The organism is Paracoccus sp. NIOT.M2S5SZ12 (genome assembly GCF_057748165.1).
Genome location: NZ_JBYLFR010000001.1, coordinates 32,112 through 56,285, shown reverse-complemented (window position 1 = coordinate 56,285; position 24,174 = coordinate 32,112). Strand labels below are relative to the sequence as shown.

Below are 24,174 nucleotides of genomic sequence, written 5' to 3'. Positions count from 1 at the left end.
AAGCTGACCGCCCCCGGACGCGCGGTCTGGGGGCGGCGTGCTGTCAGGCGTCCCGTCGGGACCGGGCGGCGTGGCGGTCAGCCATTGCCGCGTGGATCGATCCAGCCCACATTGCCGTCGTCGCGGCGGTGGACGACGTTGACGCCCCCATGTTTCTCGTTGCGGAACACCAGAAGCGGCGTGCCCGACAGTTCCATCTGCATCACCGCATCGCCCACCGACAGGGTGGGCACGCGGCTTTCCATCTCGGCGATGATGATGGGCTCCAGGCTGCCATCCTGCGATTCCCACTCATCCTCGTCGGCGGCCAGCACATAGCTGCCGGCCTCGCCGAAGACAACCGGCTCCGACCGGTCCTTGTGGTGGTCCTTCAGGCGGCGCTTGTAGCGGCGCAGCTGCTTGTCCATCTTTTCGCGGCAGGCCTCGAAGGCGGCATAGATGTCGGTGGCGGTGCCGCGCGCGGCGACGTTCAGCCCGGTGGACAGATGGACCACCGCATCGCACAGGAACTGGTGCGCGTCCTTGGAAAAGGTGACCGCGGCATCGGTGGGACGCTGAGAATACTTCTCGATCGTCTCGCCCAGCTCGGTCTTCACATGCGTGCTCAGCGCATCTCCGACGTCGATCTGCTTTCCGCTGATGGTATAGCGCATCATCACTCCTCTCCGGTTGCCCGTCGTCGCTGCGCCTGCCCGCTCTTGGTGCCGGCAAGGGCGGAAACGGGTGTCACGGGGCGGCATCTCCGCACCCGCATGAAACGATTTGGTGACAGTGCGGCCCGTCTGTCAACGCCCCACACGGGGCCGTGACCCGGATTCGTCAGGACAGGGTGAAGCTGTCGCCCAGATAGACCTCGCGCACGCGGGGGTCCGCGACGATGACATCGGTGGTCCCCGACATCAGCACATGGCCGTCATGCAGGATATAGGCGCGGTCCACGATACCCAGGGTCTCGCGCACGTTGTGATCGGTGATCAGCACGCCGATTCCGCGCGACTTCAGCGCGTGGACCAGGCCGCGGATCTCGCCCACGGCGATGGGGTCGACGCCTGCGAAGGGCTCGTCCAGCAGCAGAAAGCCCGGATCGGAGGCCAGGCAGCGCGCGATCTCGGCCCGGCGCCGCTCGCCGCCCGACAGGGCCAGGGCGGGCGCGCCACGCAGATGGGTGATCGAGAAGTCGCCCAGCAGCTCCTCCAGCCGGTCCCGCCGGTGGCGCGGATCGTCCAGCGCGACCTCGAGGACGGCCATGATGTTCTGCTCGACCGTCAGGCCGCGAAAGATCGACATCTCCTGCGGCAGATAGCCGATGCCCATGCGCGCGCGGCGGAACATCGGCAGGCGGGTGACGTCGCGCCCGTCGATGCTGACCTGACCCGCATCCGGCGTGACCAGCCCCGCGATGCAGTAGAAGCAGGTCGTCTTGCCCGACCCGTTCGGACCCAGCAGGGCCACGACCTCGCCACGCTCCAGCCGCATCGACACGTCGCGGATGACCGGACGGTTGCGATAGGACTTGCGCAGGCCGCGCACGTCGAGGCCCCGGTCGGCACCCATCACTGCGACCCCGGCTGCAGGACCGACCGCACCCGGCCCTGCACCTGCGCGGCCCCGGTGGCCAGATCGACGCTCATCCGCTCGCCCGACAGGACGTTGCCGCCCTGGCTCAGCAGCACGTCGCCCGACAGGTCCACCCGGCCCGCCTCGACGTCATAGACGGCCTCGGCCGCCTCGGCCGCATCGGGGCCGGACACCAGCGTGACGTTGCCGCTGGCGGTCAGGCTGCTGATGCGCTCCTGCCCGCCCTGGGCGTATTGCACGGTGACGCGGTCGGCCGAGAGGCGCATCTCGCCCTGGCCGATGACCACGTTGCCGGTGAACAGCGCGCTGCCGTCGGCCTGGTTGACCTCCAGGTTGTCGGCCGCGACCTCGACCGGGGCCGAGATGTCGGCGCGCATGCCGCCGAAGGTGGTCTGCGCCGGCGCCGCGGACGGCAGGGTCAGGGCCAGGAGGCCGGCGATCAGCAGGGGGCGACGGGTCATCGGGTCCTCGGGTCTGGTCAGGGCCGGGTCTGGGGCGCGGCGGCGGCGGGTTCGTACATCAGACGCACAGCGCCCGAGAAATTCAAGACCGACGCATCGCCATCCGGCGCCAGCCGCATCCGGTCGGCGGTGATCCGTCCAAAGGGGGCCTCGGCCGCGACGCCCTCATTGGCCTCGATCAGCGACGAATCGGTGCGCGCCTCGACCGAGGGGGCGTCCAGCCGCCAGCCGCTGGAGGTGGTCATGCGCACCCCCCCCTCCAGCCGGACCAGCCCGTCCTGCACCCCGCCCTGCGGCGCGGTCAGATCGGCGCTCAGCCCGTCGGGCCGCCGCCAGTCCAGCGCCAGCGCACCGGCGCGGCCGCCCGATCCGTCGGGGGCGACGCTGTCGGCGCGCAGGCTCAGCTCGGCCCCGTCGCCGGTCACACCGCTGTATTCGGGCGCCACGATCCGGTTGCCGCGCGCGGCCTCCTGCGCGTCGACCTCGGCATAGGGGATGCGCGATTCGACATCCGATCCGCGGCTGAACAGGAACATCGTCGACAGCATGACCAGCGCCATAAGCGGCAGAAGGACCCTCAGCCAGCGGACGATGCGGGTGCGCGACATGGCCTAGACCAGCCCCGCGCGCAGGCAGTCGTGGATGTGCAGGATGCCGCGCGGCAGGCCGTCCTCGACCACGAACAGGCAGGTGATCTTGCGCTCCTGCATCTGCGCCAGGGCGGCCTCGGCCAAGGCGCCCGGCGCGATGGTGCGCGGCGCGGGCGTCATCACGGCCGCCGCGTCCAGGTCCAGCAGGCCCTGCATGTGGCGGCGCAGGTCGCCATCGGTGATGATCCCCGTCAGCGCGCCCGACCCGTCGGTGACGCCGGTCACGCCGTAACCCTTCTGGCTGATGACCAAGAGCGCCTCGGACATGGGCGCGTCCTGCGGGACCAGCGGCAGGTCGGTGTGCATCAGGTCGCCCACCTTGGCCAGCCGCGCGCCCAGCTTGCCGCCGGGATGGAAGGTGCGGAAATGATCGGCGGTGAAGCAGCGATGCTCCATCAGCGCGACGGCCAGCGCGTCGCCCAGGGCCAGCGTCATGGTGGTCGAGGTCGTGGGCACGATGCCGTTGCCGCAGGCCTCGGGTGCCGCGGGCAGCACCAGGCCCAGGTCGGCCTGCCGCATCAGCGTCGATTGCGGCCGCGCCGCCACCCCGATCAGCGGGATGGAGAAGCGCCGCGTATGCGCGATCAGGTCGGCCAGTTCCGGCGTCTCGCCGCTGTTGGACAGGACCAGCGCCAGGTCGGCCTCGGTCACCATGCCCAGATCGCCATGGCTGGCCTCGGCCGGATGCACGAATTGCGCGGGCGTCCCGGTCGAGGCGAAGGTCGCCGCGATCTTGCGCCCGACATGGCCCGACTTGCCCATGCCCGACACGATCACCCGGCCGCGCACGGCCAGGATCATCTCGACCGCGCGCGAGAACTCGTCGCCAAGACCCGCCGACAGGGCCTCGAGCCCCGCGACCTCGACCCCGATCACCCGCCGCGCCGTCTCGATGTAATCCGCCACCTGCCGCCCCTTTCCGTCATGCCTGCGATTCAGTGACGAAAGATGTCGCCCTCGTCGCCCCAGCCCAGCAGGTCCAGATGGGCACGCGCCGGCAGAAAGTCAAAGCACGCCTGCGCCAGACCCAGCCGGTTCTCGCGCTTCAGCCGCTCCTCCAGGGCATCCTTCAGCTTGTGCAGGTGCAGCACGTCGGAGGCCGCATATTCCAGCTGCGCGTCCGACAGATCGGCCGCGCCCCAGTCGCTGGTCTGCTGCTGCTTGCTGACATCGAAGCCCACCAGCTCGTTCAGCAGGTATTTCAGCCCGTGCCGGTCGGTGAAGGTCCGCACCAGCCTGGATGCGATCTTGGTGCACCAGACCGGCGACGTGACCACGCCGAAGGCGTTCTCCAGCGCCGCGATGTCGAAGCGGCCGAAATGGAACAGCTTCAGCACCTTGGGGTCGGTCAGCAGCTTGGTCAGGTTCGGCGCCTCGGTCTGGCCGCGATCGATCTGGACCAGATGCGCCTCGCCGTCGCCGCCCGACAGCTGGACCAGGCACAGCCGGTCGCGGCGCGGGTCCAGTCCCATCGTCTCGGTGTCGATGGCCACGATCGGGCCCAGCTCCAGGTCGTCGGGAAGATCGTTGGGGTACAGATGGATGCTCATGACCGGTCCTGCCTCGTTCGGGGCCGGATGCCGGGCATCGGCCGCTTCGGCCCCTTCCACCAGAAACCGGCGGCCCGATCCAGTGAAAATCGCGTGCGGGACCGCCGCGTCAGGCGGCCGGGGACCAGGTCAGGGCCGCCGGGTCGTCGCGATGGGCAAAGCGCAGCAGATGACGCTCGACCACGTCGCGCAGCGATTCCATCGCCTCCGCGTCATCGGCCTCCAGCGCCAGATGCAGCGCGCCCTCCCCGGGGGTCAGCCGCGCCGCACCCATCGGAAAGGTCAGGACCGCGCCGGCATCATCCTGCGCGACGGGGATCTTGTGGCCGAAATGCTTGGCCATGGTGCCGATCAACGGCAGGGCGCTGTCGGTGGGGTGGGAGGCGGTCATGCGCATGGGCGGTCCTTTCCTTGTCTCGGCCCGGCCTAGAATACCCAATTGCTTTAGTCAACAATTCGCCGCAATATCCCGACAAAAAGACATGGCCATTCTTGCGCTCCGGTCGCGGCGGCGCTAAGCCCGCCGGGCGTGCAGCCACGGACCCAGCCACCACGCGCAAACCCGATGAAAGGATCGCCATGCGCCGCTTCGCATTGCCCGCCCTGATGGCCACCGCCCTCATGACCGCACCGGTCGCGGCCCTGGCCCAGGTCACCATCGACACCGCCCAGGGCCCCGTGACCCTGCCCGACACGCCGGACAGCGTCGCGGTCTATGACATGGCCGCGCTGGACACGATCACCGCCCTAGGCGTCACGCCCACGGGCACCGTCGGCAACATCATGGTCCCGGCGCTGCGCGACGCGGCGGCGGATGCCAGCCCGGTCGGCACCCTGTTCGAGCCCGATCTGGAGGCGCTGGCCGGTCTGGCGCCCGATCTGGTCATCGTCGGCGGACGCTCGGCGGCGCAGCTGGCGGCGGTGTCGCAGGTGGCGCCGGCCATCGACATGACCTTCGGCCCGGACCTGCTGGCCGATGCCCGCGCCCGCATCGAGACCTATGGCGCGCTGTTCGGGAAGGCCGCCGAGGCCGAGGCCCTGACCCAGGCGCTGGACGGCAGGCTGGCCGCGCTGCGCGAGGGCGCCGAGGATCGCGGCACCGCGCTGATCGTCATGACCAACGGCCCCAAGATGTCGGCCTATGGCGCCGGATCGCGCTTCGGCTGGATCTTCCAGGCGACGGGGCTGAAGGAGGCCGTGCCGGGCCTGGACGACGCCACCCACGGCCAGGCGATCAGCCATGAGTTCATCGCCCAGGCCGATCCGGACTGGCTGCTGGTCGTCGATCGCGGCGCCGCCATCGGCGAGGACGGCCAGGGCGCGATGGAGACGCTGCGATCCGACCTGGTGGCGGGCACCACCGCCTGGCAGCAGGATCAGGTGATCCGGCTGGACCCGGCGGCGACCTACATCTCGGCCGGGGGCTACGGCTCGACCATGGCGGTGCTGGACCAGCTGGCGCAGGCCTTCGCGGACTGATGCGCCCCCTGCCCGCCCTGACATCGGCGCTGGTCGCGCTGATGCTGGCCAGCCTGACGGTCGGCGCCGCCGACATCCGCGTGACGGACGCCTTCCGCGATCCGCAGGCCCTGCTGGTCCTGCTGGAATCGCGGCTGCCGCGCACGCTGTCGGTGGTGCTGACGGGGGCCGCGCTGTCGGTGGCGGGGGTGCTGATCCAGGCGCTGGTCCGCAACCGCTTCGTCGGCCCCGACACGTCAGGGACGGCCGAGGGCGCGGCGCTTGGCCTTCTGGCCATCACCATCCTCTGGCCCGCCAGCCCCCTGTGGCTGCGAATGATCGCGGCCAGCCTGTCGGCCATGGTCACGACCGCGCTGTTCCTGGCCGTGATCCGGCGCCTGCCCGTGCGCGAGGTGATGCTGGTCCCCATCGCGGGCCTGGTCCTGTCGGGGGTGCTCGGCTCGGTCGTGACCTTCGTGGGCTGGCAGACCGACCTGATGCAATATGTCGGCACCTGGCTGATGAGTGGCGAATTCTCGGGCGTGATCTCGGGGCGCTATGAGCTGCTGTGGATCGCGGGGGCGGCGGCGGGGCTGGCCTGGTTCTCGGCCGACCGTTTCGCGATCTTGGGCCTGGGCGATCAGGTGGCGACGGGGCTGGGCCTGTCCACGGCCCCGGTGATGCGGTTGGGCCTGGCGGTGGTGTCGGTCGTGACGGCGATGGTGGTGACCACGGTGGGTATGATCCCCTTCGTGGGGCTGGTCGTGCCGAACCTCGTGGCGCGGATCATGGGCGACAACCTGCGCGCCTCCCTGCCCGTGGTGGCGCTGGCCGGGGCGGTGCTGGTCCTGGGCTGCGATCTGGCCGGTCGGCTGGTCATCCACCCCTATGAGGTGCCCGCCGGCACCATTCTGGGCGTGCTGGGTGCGCTCCTGTTCCTCTGGCTGCTGCATCGCCGGCCCCCTCGGTCGAAGCCCGCCCATGGATAGGCGCGCGCGGATCATGCTGGGCGGGATGGCGCTGCTGCTGGCGTCGCTTTCGGCGGTCTGGATGCTGCAGGGTCTGGGCGGCGGCAATCGCGGCTTCATCCTGGGCCTGCGCGGAACCAAGCTGGCGGCGCTGGTCACGGTCGCGACCGCCATCGGGGTCGCCACGATCCTGTTCCAGACGGTCGCCGCGAACCGGGTGCTGACACCGTCGATCATGGGGTTCGACGCGCTGTACGTGCTGCTGCAGACGGCGCTGGTCGTGGCCCTGGGGGGCGCGGGCCTGACCGGCCTGCCCGCGGGCCCGAAGTTCCTGGCCGAGATCGCGGCGATGACCGCGCTGGCCGCCGTGCTGTTCGGCACGCTGCTGCTGCGCGGCGCGCGCGACCTGCCGCGGATGATCCTGACCGGGGTGATCCTGGGCGTCCTGTTCCGGTCGCTGTCGGGGTTTCTGGGCCGCATCCTGGACCCGAACGAATTCGCGGTGGTGCAATCGGTCAGCTTTGCCAGCTTCAACCGGGTCGATGCCACGCTGCTGCCTTGGGCCGCGGCGATCACGGGGGCGGCGGTGCTGGTCGCCTGGCGGCTATCGGCGCGGCTGGACGTGCTGGCGCTTGGGCGCGACCCGGCGGTGTCCCTGGGGCTGGCGCATCGCGCCATGGTGCTGGGCGTGCTGGCGCTGGTCGCGGTGCTGGTCTCGGTCTCGACCGCGCTGGTCGGGCCGGTGGCCTTCTTCGGGCTGATCGTGGCGGGGCTGGCGCATGGGCTGATGCGCAGCGCGCGGCACGCGGCGCTTCTGCCCGCGGCGGCGCTGTCTGCGGCGATCCTGCTGGTGGGGGGACAGTGGCTGTTCGAGCGCCAGCTGGGTCAGGCCGCCACCCTGTCGGTCGTCGTGGAATTCGCGGGCGGCCTGTTCTTCCTGTATCTGCTGCTGAAGGGGCGCATCCGATGATCCAGATCGAAGGGGTCTGCCACGCGATCGGCGGCACGCCGATCCTGCATGACATCACCACGACCCTGCCCCAGGGGCGGCTGACGGCGCTGATCGGCCCGAACGGGGCGGGAAAGTCGACGCTGCTGCGCCTGGTCGGGCGGCTGGAGCCGCTGCAGCAGGGTCGGGTCAGCGTGGCCGGCCATGACGTGACCACAACGCCCACGGACCGGCTGGCGCAGGTCATGGCGATCCTGGGCCAGCAGACCGCCATCGCCAGCCGCCTGCGCCTGTCCGAGGTGGTGGCCTTCGGCCGCTGGCCGCATCACAAGGGCCGCCCGGGTCCGCAGGACCACGCGCTGGTCTGGCTGGCGCTGAAGACCTTCGCCCTGACCGATCTGGCCGACCGGTTCCTGGACGAGGTGTCGGGCGGGCAGGCGCAGCGCGCGCATATCGCGATGGCCTGGGCGCAGGACACGGACTGGCTGCTGCTGGACGAGCCGCTGAACAACCTGGACATGGCCCATGCCCGCGCCCTGATGGGCCGGCTGCGCGGGCTGGTCGATCAGGGCGGGCGCAGCGTGGCGATGGTGGTGCACGAGATCAACTATGCCGCGGCCTGGGCCGATCACGTGATCGCCATGAAGCACGGCCGCGTGGTCGCCGAAGGGGCGCCGGACGAGGTGCTGACCGAGGACGTGCTGTCGAATCTCTACGACGCGCCCATCCGCGTGGGCGCGCATCAGGGCCGCCCGCTGGTCCTGCACCACGTCTGACGCGCCGCTGCCGGGCCTTCGGCCCGGCGGAGCCCCGGGGGGCTGCACCCCCCGGACCCCCCGCACCCGCCAAGGCATCCAATGGCATTGCCCGTCCGGGGCCGTGCCGCGGGGGCGCAGCCTCCGGCGCAAGACGCCCCTTCGATGGGGGCGGCTTGCGCAACCCTGCGATCAGCGGACGTCCAGGCGGATCGGCAGCGTGAAGGAGTAGACCGTCTCGGTCAGTGCGGCCGGGGCTGCAGGACAGCGACCGGCACGCTGCGCGGCGGTCAGCGCCGCCTGATCCACGTCCGGATTTCCAGACGATCCGGCGATCCCCACGCCCTGGATCGCGCCGCTGCGCGACACCGTCAGCGCCAAGTTGACCCGCCCTCCCTGACGGACATTCCGAGGCAGCGCCGCCCTGCGCTGGATGCACGCCCCGACCTGAGCGCCCCAGAGCGCCGTGGCGTCGGCCGTTGCCTGCCGGGAGGCTCCGCCACCCTGCGCATCGCCCGACGCCCGCCGGGTCTGGGCCTCGCCGCCCTGGCCCTGCGCCTGCGCGGCCTGGGAGGCCTGCCGGGGCTGCGGTTCGGGCTGGCGCGCGGGCGCCGGTTCGGGCTCGCGGCGCGGGGCGGGTTCGTCGCGCGGCTCGGGGCGGCGCTGCGGCCGGGAGGAGCTGTCCAGCGCCAGCGCGGTCCGCACCGGGATGTCCGGCGGGGTGAACTGCCGGAACTCGGGCAGATCCAGCGTTTCGGGGTCGATCGGCTCGGCCACCTGTTCGGGTTCCGGCTCCGGCGTGGGCTGATCGGGGATGTCCTCGGCCTCGACCTCCTGGCGCGCCTCGCCCCCGGCCAGTGCCTCGGGTCCTTCGGGCGCGGCGGGGGCGGGAGGCAGCGCGGGGGCCAGGTCGACAAAGACCGCATCGGGCAGGCCCGGCGGCGCGCCCGCGTCAGTGCGGCCCATGACCCACAGGCCCGCGCCGACATGCGCCGCCAGCACCAGCGCCGAGGCGCCGGTCCACAGGGCGCCCTCGCCCAGGACGCGCAGCGCCCGCCCGCTCACGGGGCGCCGCCCTCGGCGGGCACCGGAGCGGCCTGCACCGCGTCCAGCCCGACCAGCGCGATCTTCAGATAGCCCGCATCGCGCAGCGCGTTCATCACCCCCATCAGCTCGCCATAGGCCACCGCCGCATCGGCGCGCAGGAAGATCCGCTGCTCTCGGTCGCCGCTCGTCGCGGCCTCCAGCGCCGCGGCCAGACCGCCGGGGGCGATGTCGTCATTGCCCAGGGCCAGCGTCAGGTCGGGGCGCACGGTCACATAGACCGGCTGCTCGGGGCGCTCGGCCTGGCTGGCGTTCGACACCGGCAGATCGACGTTCACGTCCACCGTGGCCAAGGGCGCCGCCACCATGAAGATGATCAGCAGCACCAGCATCACGTCGATGAAGGGCGTGACGTTGATCTCATGGTTGTCGGCCAGATCGTCGGTGTCGCGGATGCCTCCGGCCATGGCCTAGACCCCCGCCGCGCTGCGGCCGCGGAAATCCAGATCGCGGCTCAGCGTCTGCCGGACCTGGGCCGCGGCGTGACCCAGACGCATCCGGTACCCGGTCACGGCCCGCGCGAAGACGTTGTAGATCACCACCGCCGGGATCGCCGCGACCAGGCCGATCGCGGTGGCCAGCAGCGCCTCGGCGATGCCCGGCGCCACCACGGCCAGGTTGGTCGTCTGCGATTCGGAAATGCCGATGAAGCTGTTCATGATCCCCCAGACCGTCCCGAACAGCCCCACGAAGGGCGCGGTCGAGCCGATCGTGGCCAAGACGCCCGTGCCCCGCGCCATGCGACGCCCGGCGGCAAGCTCGATGCGCTCCAGCTGCGATTCGACGCGTTCCTTGACGCCGTGATCGCCCGCCTCCTCCAGCGCGGGGGCCGAGCGGCGGTATTCCGCATCGGCGCTGCGGATCATGCGCGAGACCGGGTCAGCACGCGTCCCGGTCGCCGCCGCGGCCTGGGCCAGCGACGGGGCCGCGGCGATGCGGCGCGCCGCCCCCGCGGCCCGGCGCGAGGCGGCCCACAGCTCGATCATCTTGGCCAGAAGGATCGTCCAGGTGATGACCGAGGCCACGGCCAGCCCGATCATCACCCCCTTCACCACCCAGTCCGCCGCCAGGAACATCCCCATCGGCGACAGGTCGTGCGGCAGCGCGGGGTCGCGCGCCTCGGGCGCAGGGGCAATGGGCGCCTCGGCCACCGGCACGCCGGCTGCAGGAGCTTGTGTCGCAGGCGCCTCCGCCACGGGGGCTTCGGTCGCCGGGACTGCCGCCGGATCGGCGGGGGCGGCGGGCGTCCCGGCCACGGGCGCGTCGGGGCGCGGGGCCTCCTGCGCCGTCGCCGCACCGGCCAGCGTCATCCCGACCAGAAGCGCGGCCATCCCCGCGCGAATCGTCTGTCCTGGCAAATGGGTCATGGCGGTCCTTGCTTGCAGAGGTCATGGCCGCAGGACTGCGGCCATGCGGCGCGCCTGCGGCGGTTCGGCGCCTTATTGACCCGGAAAGTAAAACTGTCAACTATTACCCGCAACCCCCGTCGGCTTGCGGCGGATCGCGCGGCGCGCCACAGTCCCGCCATGACAAAGACCCTTTCCCGCACCGACCCGCCCCCGCCCGCCGTGATCCTGGCCGGAGGGCTGGCGCGGCGCATGGGCGGCGGGGACAAGCCGCTGCTGCCCCTGGGCGGGCGGCCAGTGCTGGCGCATGTGCTGGACCGGCTGCGTCCGCAGGCCGGGGCGGTCGCGCTGAACGCCAACGGCGATCCGGCGCGGCTGGCGGGCTTCGGCCTGTCGGTGTTGGCCGACAGCCTGCCCGACCGGCCCGGCCCGCTGGCCGGAGTGCTGGTCGCGATGGACTGGGCGGCGGCCCAGGGCGCGGCGCATGTGCTGACCGTGCCGGGCGATTCGCCCTTTCTGCCGGAGGATCTGGCGCAGCGCCTGATGGCGGCCCGCGGACCCCAGGGGCTGGCGCTGGCCGCAACGCGCGAGGCGGACGGCACGCTGCGCGACCATCCGGTCTGCGCGCTGTGGCCGGTTGCGCTGCGCTGCGCGCTGGCCGCGGCGCTGGCGCGCGACGAACGCCGGGTGCGCGCCTTCACCGAGGCGCATGCGCCGGGCCGGGCGGTCTGGGAGGCGGGCCGGGCCGACCCCTTCGCGAACCTGAACACGCCCGAGGACCTGGCCCGGGTCGAGGCGCGCCTTGCCGCGCTTTGACCGGATCGTGGTGGTGGACTGGTCCGCCGCCGGTCGTCCGGTGCGGGGCGCGGACAGCATCTGGATCGGCACCGACAGCGATCCGCCCGAAAACCCGCCCACCCGCGCCGCGGCGGCCGACCGGATCGACCGCATCCTGGCCCGCGCCGCCGACCGGCAGGAGCGGCTGCTGATCGGGGTCGACTTCGCCTTCGGCCATCCGGCGGGCCTGGCGCGCGCGATCACCGGGCGCGACGATGCGCTGGCGCTGTGGGATCATCTGGCGGACGCGCATCGCGACAATGCGACGAATGACACCAACTATCGCGCGGTGGCGGCGGCGATGAACCGGACCCTGCGCCATCCGGTCTTCTGGGGCGACGGGCGGCGCGAGGCCACGCCCGACCTGCCCCGCCTGCGCCCGCCCCCGCACCCGACCATCGCCGCGCATCGCGCGACCGAGGCCCCGCGCCCCGGCGGGCCGCGCCCGAAATCGCCCTTTCAGCTGGCCGGGGCGGGGGCGGTCGGCGCGCAGAGCCTGACCGGCATCCCCCGGCTGAACCGCCTGCGCCGCGCCCTTGGGGACCGGGTCGCGGTCTGGCCCTTCCAGCCGTGGCGCGACGCGCCGGTGGTTCTGGCCGAGGTCTATCCGTCGATGCTAGGCGATCTGCGCGGCCATCCCGGATACGCCTGCCGCGATGCGGCGCAGGTGGCGCTGCTGGCGGGCAGGCTCGGGGCGCTGGACGATGCGGGGGCGCTGACGGCGATGTTCACCCCCGATCCGCGCATCCGCGATCTGGCGTCCGAGGGCCAGATTCTGGGGCTGGGCCATGAGGCCTGGCTGGCGCTCTAGCCTTCCGGAGGCGGCGCGGTGGAGCGGCCGAGGACCAGCTCGGCCTCCAGCAGCTCCTGCACCGGGTCGTGGCGCAGTCCGGTGATGCGGTCGATCAGCAGCGCCGCGCAGCGCGCCCCCGCGACGCGCACCGACGAGCGCATGGCGCTGAAGACAGGCACCGCCGCGCGGTTGGCGTAATAGGACAGGTCGTCGTCGAAGGTCAGCACCGACAGGTCGCGCCCGAGTACCAGCCCCGCCTCCTCGACGGCCTGGGCCACGCCGGTCGCGATCATCGTCGCCGCGCACAGGATGGCGGTGGGCCGCTGGCCCGCGGGCCGCGCCAGAAGCCGACGCGTGTGCGCATATCCGAAGGCCACGGTCATCTCGCCCTCGGCCATCAGGGCGGGGTCTGCCTCCAGCCCGGCCTCGTCCATTCCCGCCAGATAGCCCGCGCGCCGCCGGTCGGCAAAGTCCAGCCGCTCGTCCCCGTTCAGAAGGGCGATGCGCCGGTGGCCCAACTGCGCCAGAAACCCCGTCCCACGATGGAAGGCGCGCCGGTTGTTCACGTCCACCCAGGTATAGGGCGCGTCATGGCCGGTCACCCGCCCATGCACCACGAAGGGCATCCCGATCCGGTCCAGCAGCGCCGGGCGCGGGTCGTCATGGCGCGGGAACTGCACGATCACGCCGCCGATCAACCCCTTCGACGACAGCGCCCGATAGGCGTCGGGCTGATCCTGGTCCGCCACCACGGTCAGGTTGATCTCAAAGCGGCGGCGGGCGCATTCCTCGCCCACCCCGGCCAGGAAGTCGGCATAGATCGGGTTCACGATCTCGTTGCGCCCGCCGATGGGAATGACGCAGCCGATGGTGCTGGCATGGCCCGTGGCCAGGAACCGGGCATGGGCGTTGGGCTGATAGCCGTGATGACGCGCGGCGGCGATCAGCCGGGCGCGGGTGACCTCGTTCACCTCGGGATGCCCGTTCAGCGCGCGGCTCACGGTGGTGGGCGACATGCCGACCAGCTTGGCGAATTCCTTGAGCGTCATCGTCTGAACGGACCATCGGCGTGCGGCGCGACGTCGCGCCGGGACAGGGGGTGCCTATCCATGCCGCGAACCGCGCCCGGTGGCAACCGCCGCGCGACCGGACGCGTTGACAAACGCCTGCAGGCGGTGACCCTTGCGGGCGGGACGCCCAAAGCGAAGGACCCCCGCATGTCGAACCGAACCCTGGCCATCCTGGTGCTTGTCGCGGCGCTGGCCTTCGCGGCATCGCCGCTGATCTTTCCGGGCTTTGCGGGCTATGATCCCGACCGCTTTCCCATTCCCCAGCAGGACCCGCCAGTGCAGCCCGCGGGCTGGGCCTTCTCCATCTGGGGGGTGATCTATCTGTGGCTGATCGCGGGCGCGGCTTTCGGCCTGTGGCGCCGGGCCGAGGACGAGGAATGGCGCCTGATGCGCACCGCCCTGCTGGCCAGCCTGACCATCGGCTTCTTCTGGCTGCCGGTGGCGCAGCGCCTGCCGGGGCTGGCCACGCTGATGATCCTGGCGATGCTGGTCACCGCCGTCACCGCGATGATTTGGGCCGGACGCCGCGACCGCTGGCTGGAGGGGCGGCCCGTCGCGCTCTATGCGGGCTGGCTGACGGCGGCCTCGGGGGCGTCCGCGGGCATCTGGCTGGGCGGGCACGGCTGGCTCTCAGCGCAGGTGGCCGCGATCGTCTGCCTGATCGCGGTGGGCCTTCTGGCCTTGGGCGTGCAGGCGCTGCATCCGCGCGAATGGGCCTATCCGGCGGCGGTCATCTGGGCGCTGGCCGGGGTCATTGCCGCGAACTGGGGCGCGGGCAACTGGCCCGTCATCGCCATCGCGGTCCTGGCCGCGGCCCTGCTGGCGCTGCGCGCCGTGACCGGCTCACGGGCATCCTGACATCACCACCGCAAAGGGGAGACGACCATGAAACGCCGCCTGTTCCTGTCCCTCGCCACCGCCCTGCCCGCCCTGGGCCTGGGGCGCGCCCGCGCGCAGGACGCGCCCAGCTTCACCTTTCCGTCGGTGGACGGGGGCGAATACGACACCGCGGACTGGCGCGGCCGGCCGGTGCTGGTGGTCAACACCGCCTCGCTCTGCGGGTTCGCGGGACAGTTGGCCGACATGCAGGCGGTCCACGACACCTATGGCCCGCGCGGGCTGGTGGTGCTGGCCGTGCCCTCGGACGACTTCAACCAGGAGCTGGCCAGCGGCGCCGAGGCCAAGGACTATTGCGAACTGCAATACGGCATGACCCTGCCCATGACCGACATCCTGCATGTCGCCCAAGGCGAGGTTCACCCCTTCTACGCCTGGCTGCGCGAACAGACGGGCTTCGTTCCGCAATGGAACTTCAACAAGGTCCTGCTGGACCCGCAGGGCCGCGTGCTGGGCACTTGGGGGTCCTTCGTCAAGCCGGGCGGGCGCCAGATCATCGGCGCGGCCCAGCCCTATCTGTCCTGATCACCAGGGGACGCGCGCGCCCTTCCAGTCCCAGAAGCTGCCGGTATCCTCGGGCGTCAGGCGGTCGATGACCGCCATCAGCGCCTCGGCGCTGCGTTCGGGGGTGATGGTGGGGTGGCGCGCCGCGTATTTCGCGGTCAGCGGCGTGGCCACCGTGCCGGGATGCAGCGCGACCAGAATCGACTGGCGGTTGCGGCGGCGGTATTCGATGGCGGCGGTCCGGATGATCTGGTTCTGCGCCGCCTTGGCCGCGCGATAGGCGACCCACCCGCCCAGGTCGTTGTCCCCGATCGACCCCACCCGCGCGGACAGCGACCCCAGCACCGCCCGCCGGTCCCGCGCCAGAAGCGGCCCGAAATGCCGGATCGCCAGCGCGACGCCGGTGGCGTTCAGCGCGAACTGCGCGGCCATTGCGTCCGCATCGACGGCGTCCATGGTCTTTTCCGGCTGATGCCCGTCGATGACCAGCGCGCCGGTGGTGTTCACGATCAGATCGAAGCTGCGCCCGGCCAGCCGCGCGGCATGGTCCGCGACCGTGTCGGCCCGCGTCAGGTCCAGCCCGTCGCGCGACCGCGACAGGCCGGTGACGGCCCAGCCCTGCCCCTCCAGCCGGGCAGCCAGCGCCGCGCCGATGCCGCCCGACGTCCCCAGGATCAGTGCATCCGCCATCACTTCATCTCCTCATAGGCGCTGAGCGCGCGGGCCCGGCCCTCGGGCAGCGAGATCCGCGGCAGGGCGCGTTTCGTCAGATCGATGTCCCAGGATCGCGGAATGGCCGCGCCGAACTCCTGCGCGCCGGGGGCGTCGGGACGCATCCAGTGGTCGCGATAGCGGGACTTGGCGTCGAACTTCTCGGCCTGGGTCTCGGGGTTGAAGATGCGGAAGAAGGGCGAGGCATCCGGTCCGCAACCCGCCACCCATTGCCAGTTCATCGCGTTCGAGGCCGCGTCCCAATCCGTCAGGCAGCGCGCGAACCAGTCCAGCCCCACCCGCCAGTCGGTCAGCAGATGCTTGGTCAGATAGCTGCCGGCGATCATCCGCACCCGGTTGTGCATCCGGCCCGTGGCATACAGCTCGCGCATGCCCGCATCGACGATGGGCACGCCGGTGCGGCCGCGCCGCCAGGCCTCGGCATCGTCATTGTCCCGGCGCCACGGAAAGTTGGCCCATTCCTTGCGCCAAGGCGACCGGCCCAGGTCAGGGGCCTCGGCCATCAGCTCGCGCGCGAACTCGCGCCAGCACAGCTCCGACAGGAACGGCTCGATGCCAGGGATGCCCTGCTCGAAATCGCCCCGGCAGCGCGCCCAGATTCGCCGGGCGCTGATCTCGCCGACGGCCAGCGCGTCGGACAGGCCCGATGTCGCGCGCGGCTTCCACGGCAGGTCGCGATCCGGCTTGTAGCCGGCGATATCGCCCGACAGAAACGCCTCCAGCCGGTCATGGGCGGCATCCTCTCCGGCATCGACATGCCCGGCCATCACGTCCCAGCCCCGGTCCATTGCGGCGCGCGCCTCGGGCCAGTCGGTGCCGTCGCTGTCGGGCCAAGCCTCGGGCAGGCGCAGCGACGGGACGGGCAGCGGGTCCGCGATCGCGGTCTGGCGCAGCGCCTTCCAGAAAGGCGTGAAGACCTTGTAGACGCCCCCCGACCCGGTCCGGACCGACCCGCGCGGCACCAGATCGGCCGTGGGATGCAGATGCAGCGCCGCGCCGCCCCGCTCCGCCGCGGCCTTGAGCCCGTGATCGGACGCGAAGGGAAACCCCTCGGTCGCGTGGATCTCGGCCGCGCCGGTCTCGCGCGCCAGCGCCTCCAGAACGGCGGCCGGATCGCCGCGCCGCACGATCAGGCGGCTGCGATGGCGCCGCAGCGCCGCCTCCAGCGCGGGCAGAGCCATGGCCTGACGCTGCGCGCTGGCCGGGTGGTCGCGGGCCTCGGCCGGGTCCAGGATGACCAGCGGGATCACCGCGCCCGCGCGGGCCGCCGCGACCAGCGCCGGATGGTCGTCCAGCCGCAGAACCCGCCTGAACCAGCAGATGACCGTCATCGCATTCTCCCTGTCCGTCCGATGATCCCGTGCGGGGATCACGCGCGGGGGCCGAAATGGTTTCATCGCAACGCGGCCGGGCAAAGAAAACGCGCGGCATTGTCACACCGGCTGCGGGTGCTATAGCTGGGCGCGATCCCTGTTCAGGCCCAACCCCATGTCCGACCCCGACTTTCCCCCCGGCTTCGTCTCTCTGGTCTCGGCCGGGCCGGGCGATCCGGAGCTGCTGACGCTGAAGGCCGCGCGGCGGCTGGCGGCGGCCGACGTGGTGCTGTTCGACGACCTGGCCTCGGGGCCGGTGCTGGATCATGCGGGGCCGGGGGCCGAGCTGATCGCCGTGGGCAAGCGCGCGGGCCGCCCCTCGGCGAAACAGGATGCGGTGAACGCGCTGATCGTCGATCACGCCCGCGCCGGTCGGCGGGTGGTGCGGCTGAAATCCGGCGACAGCGGCATCTTCGGCCGCCTGGAGGAGGAGCTGACCGCCCTGACCGCCGCCGGCATCCCCTGGGAGATCGTGCCCGGCGTCACCTCGGCCAGCGCGGCGGCGGCGGCCATCGGCATGCCGCTGACGCGCAGGCTGACCGCGCGGCGGCTGCAGTTCGTGACCGGCGCCGACATCACCGGCGATCTGCCGCGGGACATCAACTGGGCGGCGCTAGCCGATCCCATGACCACGACCGTGATCTTCATGGGCCAGCGCAGCTTTCCGCGCCTGGCCCGCGACCTGATCGCCCACGGCCTGCCCGCCGGGACCCCGGCCCTGCTGGCCGAGGCCGTGGGCCACCCCCATCAGCGCCTGCGTCCGGGCACCGTCGCCTCCATCGCCGCGCTGCTGGAGCAGGAGGGGCCCGCGCCCCATCCGGGCCTGATCCTCTATGGTCCGCTGGCCCTGCCCGAGAGTTGAGCGCGCCGCCGGGGTTCCCCGCGGATCGGGCGGCCTTTGCCTAAAATGCCCGGCAAGCAGAACTGGCACGGGACGCCGGTCAAGACCATCTTAAGACCAGCCCGAGTCAGCCGCCCCCCTGGGCGCCGAACCCCGCAGAATCGCCATGATCGTGTATCGCCACGTGACCACCTTCGGTGTCACGCAACAACGCTGGCTGTCGCGCGTCACCGATCTCGACATCGTCGAGACGGCGGCGGGACCGGTGCTGGTCGCGGCGAACAACCTGGGCGGCGGCATCAGCAGCTATGCGATGGGCGCGGCCCTGACCCCCATCACCGCCCTGCGCACCCGCGCCTGGACCGAGGGCATGACCTATCAGGCCCCGCCCCGCCTGACCCATGTCAGCATCGGCGGCCAGGACCTGATCCACGCGACCGGCCTGTCGGGGGCGGGCAACCTGGCCAGCGGCCTGCGCGGCGACAACGGCGCGCTGGCGGGCTTCGGGCGCCTGTTCGGCACCAGCCTGGGCAACGACATCGCGACGATGACCCAGGTGAGCACGGGCCAGGCGCAGGTGATCGTCGCGACCAGCGGCGACGGGCTGGTCCTGACCACCCACCGCATCGTGGCCGAGGGCGCGCTGGTCGCCGCGGGCCGCATCGCCCTGCCGGTTCCGGCGGGCACGACCGACGCCACGCTGGACAAGGTCCTGGCGCTGCGCGTGGACGGCCAGCAGGTCCTGGTCGCGATATCGGGCAACGGCAACTTTCTCTCGACCCACCTGATGTCCGAGACCGGCGGCCTGGGGCCGGGGATGGTGCATCAGGCGGGCCGCCAGACGGGCTATGACTTGCCCTCCGACATCGCCGCGGTGCAGGTCGGCGGGCAAAGCTTCGTGATCCTGGCCTCGGCCGGGTCCAACTCGCTCACCGTGTTCCGGCTGTCGGCCACGGGACGGCTGACCACCGTCGATCACGTCATCGACGAGGGCGGCACCCGGTTCCAGTCGGCCACCGCGCTGGAGACGGTGGTGATGAACGGCCGCGCCTTCGTCTTCGCGGGCGGGGCCGATGACGGGATCACGGTCTTCACGCTCATGCCCGACGGGCGGCTGCTGCATCTGGCCACGATCGAGGATACCGACGCCATGACCCTGGCCGATGTCAGCGACATCGAGGCCCGCGTCGTGGGCGGACGGATCGTGCTGTTCGTCTCCTCCTCGACCGAGACCGGGATCACGCAGCTGGTCTTCGAACCCGGCGCCATCGGGGCCACGGGCGTGTCAGGCCTTGCGGTCGCGCGCGGCGGCGCGGCGGCGGACCTGCTGGTCGCGGGCGCGGCCACCGCCCGGATCGAGGGCGGCGCGGGCAACGACATCCTGGTGGCGGGCGCGCGGCCGGTGACGCTGGTGGGCGGAGCGGGGGCCGATGTCTTCGTGCCGTCGCGGGTCGCGGGACGCATCAGCATCCTGGACTACGACCCGGCCGAAGACCGGCTGGACCTGTCCCTGCTGGGCGGCATCCGCAGCATCTGGCAACTGCGCTTCATCCCCACCGCCTCGGGGATGCTGATCGTCTACGACCAGACGGTGCTGGACATCACCACCCGCGACGGGCGCGGCCTGAGCATCGGCCATTTCACCAACGCCATGTTCCCCATCGCCCATTACCTGCCGGTCGAGATCGACCCCGTCGTGGTCCCCCCCGCCCCGCCCCCCTCGACCGAGCCCGCATGGCTGTTCGGCACGGCGGGGGCCGACCGGCTGATGGGCACCGCGCGCCCCGAGATGATCATGGCCGGGGCAGGCCACGACACGGTCTCGGGCGGGGGCGGCCATGACACGCTGCAGGGCGAGGCGGGCAACGACGTGCTGCGCGGCGGCGACGGCAACGACCGGCTGTTCGGCGGGCCTGGCCGCGACACGCTGTTCGGCGATACCGCCGACGATCTGCTGGACGGGGGGCTGGATGACGACCTGCTCTATGGCGGGGACGGCCATGACACGCTGCTGGGGGGCTTGGGCAACGACCTCCTCTATGGCGGGACGGGCAACGACCGGCTGGACGGGGGCCAGGGCAACGACACCCTGTCGGGTGAGGGCGGCAACGACTGGCTGGAGGATCTGTTCGGCAACAACCGCCTGCTGGGCGGCATGGGCAACGACACGCTGATCGCGGGGGTGGGCAACGACATCCTGGACGGCGGAGAGGGCCACGACCACCTGCAGGGCGGCGCCGGGCGCGACCTGCTGGTCGGCGGCGGCGGCAACGACAGCCTGGAGGGAGGAGACGGCTACGACACGCTCTACGGCGGGACCGGCGACGACACCCTGGACGGAGGTGCGGGCAACGACATCCTGCGCGGCGAGGACGGGCGCAACCTGCTGCGCGGCGGGGTGGGCAACGACATGCTGATCGGCGGCCCGCAGGACGACCGCCTGTTCGGAGAGGATGGCGACGACACCCTTCAGGGCGGGCTGGGCAACGACATCCTGCACGGGGGTGCGGGGCGCGACCGCCTGGCGGGTCACGCCGGCAACGACATGCTGATCGGCGGCGAGGATGCCGACAGCCTGTTCGGCGGGACCGGGCACGACACGCTCTATGGCGACGGGGGCAACGATCGGCTGCAGGGGGATGCGGGCAACGACCTGATCTTCGGCGGGGCGGGCAACGACATCCTGATCGGCGGCCCCGGCAATGACCGCCTGTACGGCGAGGACGGCAACGACCGGCTGATCGACTATTCCGGCGCGAACCTGCTGGATGGCGGGGCGGGCAACGACAACCTGATCGCGGGCAGCGGGCGCGACCGGCTGTTCGGGGGCCTGGGCAACGACCAGCTGCGCGGCGGCGGCGGCCATGACACGCTGGACGGCGGCCCGGGCAACGACCGCCTGTACGGAGAGGTCGGCAACGATCGCCTGCTGGGCGGGCCGGGGCGCGACAGCCTCTGTGGCGGGGCGGGCAACGACCGGCTGGACGGGGGATGGGATGCGGACTTCCTGAACGGCGGCGACGGCAACGACACGCTGCTGGGGGGCCTGGGGTTCGACCGGCTGCTGGGCGGCAGGGGGAACGACCGGCTGTTCGGCGGGCCGGGGAACGACGTGCTGGATGGCGGTCCGGGGCACGACTATCTGGACGGCGGGACCGGCAACGACCGCCTTCTGGGCGGGGTCGGCAACGACCGGCTGGTGGGCGGGGCAGGACGCGACACGCTGGCCGGTGGGGCGGGGAACGACCGGCTGGACGGGGGCGTGGGCAACGACCTGCTGGACGGGGGGGCGGGCCGCGACCGGCTGATGGGCGGGATCGGCAACGACACGCTGCGCGGCGGCGCGGGGGCGGACACGCTCTTGGGGGGCGCGGGCAACGACCTGCTGCTGGGCGGGGCGGGGGCCGATCTGCTGACGGGCGGCGCGGGGCGGGACACGTTCCGCTTCGTCTCGCGCCTGGACAGCGCGATGGCGCAGGCCGACCGCATCACCGACTTTCGCCCCGGCCAGGACAGGCTGGACCTGTCGGCCTTCGATCTGAACTTCGTCGGAGAGGCGCGCTTTTCCGGGGGCCGCTCGGTCCGGTGGGACCATGCGGGCCAGCAGACGCATGTCCTGATCGACCTGAACGGCGATGCGCGCGCCGACATGCTGATCCGGCTGGACGGGCGCCTGTCGCTGGATGGCGACGACTTCCTGCTCTAGACCGCAAGCCGCGCCACGGCCCAAGCCGCGGCCTCGGCCACGGCCGGATCGGCGTCGCCCGTCAGGCCCCGCGCCACCGGGATCAGCGCCGCATCGCCGGAGTTGCCGATGGCGTACAGCACGTTGCGCACGAAGCGGTCGCGCCCGATCCGCTTGATCGGCGAGCCCGAGAACCGCGCCCGGAACCCCGCATCGTCCAACCCCGCCAGCTCCGCCAAGGGCGGCGCGTCGATGATCCCGCGATAGCGCATCTCGGAACCCGCCTGCGCGAACTTGTTCCACGGACAGGCCGCTAGGCAGTCGTCGCAGCCATAGATCCGGTTGCCCATCAGCGCGCGCAGCTCCGGGTCCACCGGCCCCTTGTGCTCGATCGTCAGATAGGAGATGCAGCGCCGCGCATCCAGCTGATAGGGCGCGGGAAAGGCCTGCGTGGGGCAGATGTCCAGACAGGCCCGGCAGGACCCGCAATGACTGACCTCTGGCGCATCCGGCGGCAGCGGCATGGTGGTAAAGATCGCGCCCAGAAAGAACCAGCTGCCCAGATCGCGCGACAGAAGGTTCGTGTGCTTGCCCTGCCAACCCAGCCCCGCGGCCTGGGCCAGCGGCTTCTCCATAACCGGGGCGGTATCGACAAAGACCTTGATCTGATGCCCCGGCTCGGGCGCGGTCTCCAGCAGCCAGCGCCCGAGCCGCTTCAGCCGCTTCTTGACTAGGTCGTGATAGTCGCGCCCCTGGGCATAGACGCTGACCGCGGCTTGGTCGCGCCGCTCCAGCACGGCCAGCGGATCGCCCTCGGGCGTGTACAGCTCCGCCAGCATGATCACCGACCGCGCCTCGGGCCACAGGGCCGAGGGATCGCCCCGCCAGCCCATCCGCTCGGCCATCCAGCCCATCTGCCCGTGATGCCCCTGCTCCACGAACGCCGCCAGCCGCCCGGCCAGCTCGGGCACCCCTTCCGGCCGCATGACGCCCATGGCGGCGAATCCCACCGCGCGGGCCTCTGCCTCGGCCTCGGCCTTCTTCTTCACCCAAATATCCCGGGGGGAATCGCCGTCAGGCGATGGGGGGCTGGCCCCCCCTCCGTCAGCCGAAGTCAAGCTCAGCATAATGCGGGGCGGGATGGATGCCCGGCACTTGGTCGGCCAGGACCGACCGGAAGGCCGGGCGCGACTTGATCGTCGCATACCAGTCGCGCAGCGCCTCGGACCGGTCCCAGTCCACGTCCGAGATGTAGTCCAGGCACGAGAAATGCGCGGCGGCGGTGAAATCCGCCAGGCTCAGCGTGTTGCCCGCCAGCCAGCGCCGCGTCTCCAGCAGGGATGACAGATAGTCGATGTGATCCTTGATCGCGCGCAGCCCGTCCTTGACCACCCGGCTGTCCGGATATCCGGTGCGGGTGATCTTCTTCCAGACGCGCTCGTTCAGGATGGGGCGCGTGACCTCGGCATGGAACTTGTCGTCGAACCAGGCGCACAGCCGGCGCACCTCGTGGCGCTCCAGCGGCTGCTGGGGCATCAGCGCGGGGGCGGGCACCGCCTCGTCCAGATACTCGACGATGGCCTGGCTCTCGGCCAGCATGTTGCCGCGGAAGCGCAGCACCGGCAGCTTGCCGGCCGGGTTGCGGCGCATGAGGTCGGGCGGGCCCTCCCAGTACCGCTCCTCGACCAGCTCGACCTCGATCCGCTTCTCGGCCAGGACCAGCCGGACCTTGCGGCAGAACGGCGACAGCGTGCTGTGATAGAGGCGCGTGGTCTGTGGAGAGGTGTTCATGCCCGGACCCTTCTTCGTTGTCTCGACGCGCCTTGATACGCCGCGCCCCGCCCGTGTTCAACCGCAGCGCTAGAGGAAGCAGGCCGCCCGCCCGTCGCGCGCGATGGTGCGCGCCCCGTCCAGGATCGACCGGGACCGGGCGCTGGCCACCTGCGGGCTGCGGGTGCGCGGGCTGGGCAGGACGGCGGCCAGACGCGCGGCCTGCACTTCGGTCAGCCGGTCGGGGGTGGTGCCGAAATGCTCGCGCGCGGCGGCCTCGATGCCGAAGATGCCCGGCCCGAACTCGGCCAGGTTCAGATAGACCTCCAGGATGCGGCCCTTGGACCATAGCGCCTCGATCTGCGGCGTCAGCAGCGTCTCGGCGGCCTTGCGCGGCCAGCTGCGCGTCTGCCACAGAAAGGCGTTCTTGGCCGTCTGCTGGGTGATGGTCGATGCCCCGCGCGACGATCCCTGCGCCACGACCTTGCGGATCTCGACCATGTCGAACCCCCAATGGGTGCAGAAATTCGCATCCTCCGCCGCGACCGCGGCCAGCCGCATCGCGGGCGCGATCTCGGCCAGTGGCACCCAGCCCCGCGCCACCAGCGGCTGCTGGCGCGCCGCCCCGGCCATGGTCCAGGTGTAGGGCGGGTTCACCACCCCATAGATCGCGACCGATCCCAGCATGACCAGCACCGCCCGCAGCGCCGCGAAACGCAGCCAGAACAGCACCCTGGCCGACAGCCGCCGCCGCGCCGCGGGGACGGGCATGTCATCAGGGGGGGAAGGGGGCGAACGGCGGGTGAACATGGGCGCATGTCTCACGGGCGGGCCGCGCCGGTCAAGCGCCCCA

General features: G+C 71.8%; 26 protein-coding genes. 10 read left to right on the top strand and 16 right to left on the bottom strand.

What is annotated here, in order from left to right; all coding sequences use genetic code 11:
* Window positions 1-77 precede the first annotated feature (77 nt).
* The 7 genes from hpf to AC2SGK_RS00225 form a co-directional block, all read right to left on the bottom strand.
* Window positions 78-653 carry a ribosome hibernation-promoting factor, HPF/YfiA family gene (gene hpf / locus AC2SGK_RS00255; protein WP_411839436.1) on the bottom strand — a complete coding sequence of 192 codons (576 nt, stop codon included), beginning with the start codon at window positions 651-653 and terminating at the stop codon, window positions 78-80.
* A gap of 166 nt (window positions 654-819) precedes the next feature.
* A complete protein-coding gene (gene lptB, locus AC2SGK_RS00250; RefSeq protein ID WP_411838287.1) occupies window positions 820-1,554 on the bottom strand; it encodes an LPS export ABC transporter ATP-binding protein in 735 nt (244 codons plus the stop codon).
* Window positions 1,554-2,039 carry a lipopolysaccharide transport periplasmic protein LptA gene (gene lptA / locus AC2SGK_RS00245; RefSeq protein WP_488321610.1) on the bottom strand — a complete coding sequence of 162 codons (486 nt, stop codon included), beginning with the start codon at window positions 2,037-2,039 and terminating at the stop codon, window positions 1,554-1,556. Before lptA ends, lptB begins: the two co-directional genes overlap by 1 nt.
* A gap of 17 nt (window positions 2,040-2,056) precedes the next feature.
* Window positions 2,057-2,647 carry a hypothetical protein gene (locus AC2SGK_RS00240; RefSeq protein ID WP_488321609.1) on the bottom strand — a complete coding sequence of 197 codons (591 nt, stop codon included), beginning with the start codon at window positions 2,645-2,647 and terminating at the stop codon, window positions 2,057-2,059.
* A 3-nt stretch (window positions 2,648-2,650) separates the two neighbouring features.
* Window positions 2,651-3,595, bottom strand: coding sequence for a KpsF/GutQ family sugar-phosphate isomerase (locus AC2SGK_RS00235; RefSeq protein WP_488321608.1), 945 nt, complete (start codon window positions 3,593-3,595; stop codon window positions 2,651-2,653).
* Between the two features lie 29 nt (window positions 3,596-3,624).
* Window positions 3,625-4,239 (bottom strand): ribonuclease D, encoded by a 615-nt coding sequence (locus tag AC2SGK_RS00230; protein ID WP_488321607.1) that lies wholly within the window; start codon window positions 4,237-4,239, stop codon window positions 3,625-3,627.
* A gap of 109 nt (window positions 4,240-4,348) precedes the next feature.
* Window positions 4,349-4,636: a DUF2218 domain-containing protein gene (locus tag AC2SGK_RS00225; RefSeq protein ID WP_488321606.1), complete on the bottom strand. Its 288-nt coding sequence runs from the start codon at window positions 4,634-4,636 to the stop codon at window positions 4,349-4,351.
* Between the two features lie 182 nt (window positions 4,637-4,818).
* Here AC2SGK_RS00225 and AC2SGK_RS00220 point away from each other — a divergent pair, with 182 nt between their 5' ends.
* From AC2SGK_RS00220 to AC2SGK_RS00205, 4 genes are read left to right on the top strand one after another with little or no spacing between them, the layout of a single operon-like run.
* Window positions 4,819-5,718 (top strand): siderophore ABC transporter substrate-binding protein, encoded by a 900-nt coding sequence (locus AC2SGK_RS00220; RefSeq protein WP_488321605.1) that lies wholly within the window; start codon window positions 4,819-4,821, stop codon window positions 5,716-5,718.
* The gene (locus AC2SGK_RS00215) at window positions 5,718-6,686 is read left to right on the top strand and encodes an ABC transporter permease (RefSeq protein WP_488321604.1); all 969 of its coding nucleotides are present in this window, start codon (window positions 5,718-5,720) and stop codon (window positions 6,684-6,686) included. Before AC2SGK_RS00220 ends, AC2SGK_RS00215 begins: the two co-directional genes overlap by 1 nt.
* On the top strand, window positions 6,679-7,635 hold the full coding sequence (locus tag AC2SGK_RS00210) for an iron chelate uptake ABC transporter family permease subunit (RefSeq protein WP_488321603.1): 957 nt from the start codon (window positions 6,679-6,681) through the stop codon (window positions 7,633-7,635). The genes AC2SGK_RS00215 and AC2SGK_RS00210 overlap by 8 nt, the downstream gene beginning before the upstream one ends.
* Entirely contained in the window at window positions 7,632-8,390 is a 759-nt protein-coding gene (locus tag AC2SGK_RS00205) for an iron ABC transporter ATP-binding protein (RefSeq protein WP_488321602.1), read from the top strand. The genes AC2SGK_RS00210 and AC2SGK_RS00205 overlap by 4 nt, the downstream gene beginning before the upstream one ends.
* Before the next feature lie 171 nt (window positions 8,391-8,561).
* Here AC2SGK_RS00205 and AC2SGK_RS00200 read toward each other — a convergent pair whose 3' ends face one another.
* Genes AC2SGK_RS00200 through exbB form a run of 3 tightly spaced genes read right to left on the bottom strand, consistent with a single transcriptional unit; the run spans window position 8,562 to window position 10,840 of the window.
* Entirely contained in the window at window positions 8,562-9,434 is an 873-nt protein-coding gene (locus AC2SGK_RS00200) for an energy transducer TonB family protein (RefSeq protein ID WP_488321601.1), read from the bottom strand.
* A complete protein-coding gene (gene exbD / locus AC2SGK_RS00195) occupies window positions 9,431-9,880 on the bottom strand; it encodes a TonB system transport protein ExbD (protein WP_488321600.1) in 450 nt (149 codons plus the stop codon). The genes AC2SGK_RS00200 and exbD overlap by 4 nt, the downstream gene beginning before the upstream one ends.
* Window positions 9,881-9,883: 3 nt before the next feature.
* Window positions 9,884-10,840 carry a tonB-system energizer ExbB gene (exbB, locus tag AC2SGK_RS00190; RefSeq protein WP_488321599.1) on the bottom strand — a complete coding sequence of 319 codons (957 nt, stop codon included), beginning with the start codon at window positions 10,838-10,840 and terminating at the stop codon, window positions 9,884-9,886.
* A 159-nt stretch (window positions 10,841-10,999) separates the two neighbouring features.
* Between exbB and mobA the strand changes: the two genes are divergently transcribed.
* Together mobA and AC2SGK_RS00180 are read left to right on the top strand one after the other, a co-directional pair.
* Window positions 11,000-11,635 (top strand): molybdenum cofactor guanylyltransferase MobA, encoded by a 636-nt coding sequence (gene mobA / locus AC2SGK_RS00185; RefSeq protein WP_488321598.1) that lies wholly within the window; start codon window positions 11,000-11,002, stop codon window positions 11,633-11,635.
* Entirely contained in the window at window positions 11,622-12,467 is an 846-nt protein-coding gene (locus AC2SGK_RS00180; protein ID WP_488321597.1) for a hypothetical protein, read from the top strand. The genes mobA and AC2SGK_RS00180 overlap by 14 nt, the downstream gene beginning before the upstream one ends.
* On the opposite strand, the gene AC2SGK_RS00175 is transcribed toward AC2SGK_RS00180, so the two are convergent.
* Window positions 12,464-13,498: a LacI family DNA-binding transcriptional regulator gene (locus tag AC2SGK_RS00175; protein WP_488321596.1), complete on the bottom strand. Its 1,035-nt coding sequence runs from the start codon at window positions 13,496-13,498 to the stop codon at window positions 12,464-12,466. The genes AC2SGK_RS00180 and AC2SGK_RS00175 overlap by 4 nt on opposite strands.
* Window positions 13,499-13,666: 168 nt before the next feature.
* On the opposite strand from AC2SGK_RS00175, the gene AC2SGK_RS00170 reads away from it, so the two are divergent.
* Complete coding sequence (locus tag AC2SGK_RS00170; protein ID WP_488321595.1) at window positions 13,667-14,377, top strand: tryptophan-rich sensory protein; 711 nt, start codon at window positions 13,667-13,669, stop codon at window positions 14,375-14,377.
* Between the two features lie 27 nt (window positions 14,378-14,404).
* Window positions 14,405-14,941 carry a glutathione peroxidase gene (locus tag AC2SGK_RS00165; protein WP_488321594.1) on the top strand — a complete coding sequence of 179 codons (537 nt, stop codon included), beginning with the start codon at window positions 14,405-14,407 and terminating at the stop codon, window positions 14,939-14,941.
* Here AC2SGK_RS00165 and AC2SGK_RS00160 read toward each other — a convergent pair whose 3' ends face one another.
* Window positions 14,942-15,610 carry an SDR family NAD(P)-dependent oxidoreductase gene (locus AC2SGK_RS00160; RefSeq protein ID WP_488321593.1) on the bottom strand — a complete coding sequence of 223 codons (669 nt, stop codon included), beginning with the start codon at window positions 15,608-15,610 and terminating at the stop codon, window positions 14,942-14,944.
* Window positions 15,610-16,983 carry a cryptochrome/photolyase family protein gene (locus AC2SGK_RS00155; RefSeq protein ID WP_488321592.1) on the bottom strand — a complete coding sequence of 458 codons (1,374 nt, stop codon included), beginning with the start codon at window positions 16,981-16,983 and terminating at the stop codon, window positions 15,610-15,612. The genes AC2SGK_RS00160 and AC2SGK_RS00155 overlap by 1 nt, the downstream gene beginning before the upstream one ends.
* 157 nt (window positions 16,984-17,140) lie before the next feature.
* On the opposite strand from AC2SGK_RS00155, the gene cobA reads away from it, so the two are divergent.
* Both cobA and AC2SGK_RS00145 read left to right on the top strand, forming a co-directional pair.
* Window positions 17,141-17,887: a uroporphyrinogen-III C-methyltransferase gene (gene cobA, locus AC2SGK_RS00150; RefSeq protein ID WP_488321591.1), complete on the top strand. Its 747-nt coding sequence runs from the start codon at window positions 17,141-17,143 to the stop codon at window positions 17,885-17,887.
* A 163-nt stretch (window positions 17,888-18,050) separates the two neighbouring features.
* The gene (locus AC2SGK_RS00145; RefSeq protein WP_488321590.1) at window positions 18,051-21,572 is read left to right on the top strand and encodes a calcium-binding protein; all 3,522 of its coding nucleotides are present in this window, start codon (window positions 18,051-18,053) and stop codon (window positions 21,570-21,572) included.
* Here AC2SGK_RS00145 and queG read toward each other — a convergent pair.
* The 3 genes from queG to mtgA all read right to left on the bottom strand — a co-directional run bounded on the left by queG (window position 21,569) and on the right by mtgA (window position 24,092).
* A complete protein-coding gene (queG, locus tag AC2SGK_RS00140) occupies window positions 21,569-22,600 on the bottom strand; it encodes a tRNA epoxyqueuosine(34) reductase QueG (RefSeq protein WP_488321589.1) in 1,032 nt (343 codons plus the stop codon). The genes AC2SGK_RS00145 and queG overlap by 4 nt on opposite strands.
* Window positions 22,601-22,655: 55 nt before the next feature.
* Complete coding sequence (fzlA, locus tag AC2SGK_RS00135) at window positions 22,656-23,342, bottom strand: FtsZ-binding protein FzlA (RefSeq protein WP_488321588.1); 687 nt, start codon at window positions 23,340-23,342, stop codon at window positions 22,656-22,658.
* A gap of 69 nt (window positions 23,343-23,411) precedes the next feature.
* The gene (gene mtgA, locus AC2SGK_RS00130; protein WP_488321587.1) at window positions 23,412-24,092 is read right to left on the bottom strand and encodes a monofunctional biosynthetic peptidoglycan transglycosylase; all 681 of its coding nucleotides are present in this window, start codon (window positions 24,090-24,092) and stop codon (window positions 23,412-23,414) included.
* Window positions 24,093-24,174: the final 82 nt, after the last annotated feature.